This is a genomic window from Pseudoalteromonas rubra (assembly GCF_005887115.1).
GTDB classification, from domain to species: domain Bacteria; phylum Pseudomonadota; class Gammaproteobacteria; order Enterobacterales; family Alteromonadaceae; genus Pseudoalteromonas; species Pseudoalteromonas rubra_F.
In genome coordinates, this window is sequence record NZ_PNCJ01000207.1 from 1 (window position 1) to 252 (window position 252).

Annotated in this window: 1 protein-coding gene; it reads left to right on the forward strand. The window is 40.1% G+C overall.

What is annotated here, in order from left to right:
• Positions 1-252 (forward strand): hypothetical protein (locus CWB98_RS24315; RefSeq protein ID WP_212751171.1); only part of this gene is annotated, 252 nt, incomplete at both ends.

Sequence of the window (252 nt, forward strand, 5' to 3'; positions counted from 1 at the left end):
ATTGAAGCTTTAATAAACTTATTGTTTATAATTTTTGTGCCGCTGTCCATGCTTATGACGGTTATATTTCAGCGTGTTTCTGTTGCTTACATAAATAAATGCATGAAATCTGATGGCGTCTACCCTCCCAGTTGGGATAAAGGGCTGGGGGGAAGCGGGCCATTTTATGTGTGCGCTATTTTTTTCAAACGAGGGCGAATTCCCACACCACTTTTCGATGGTCATCTAGTACCAAAATATGCCAGAATAATA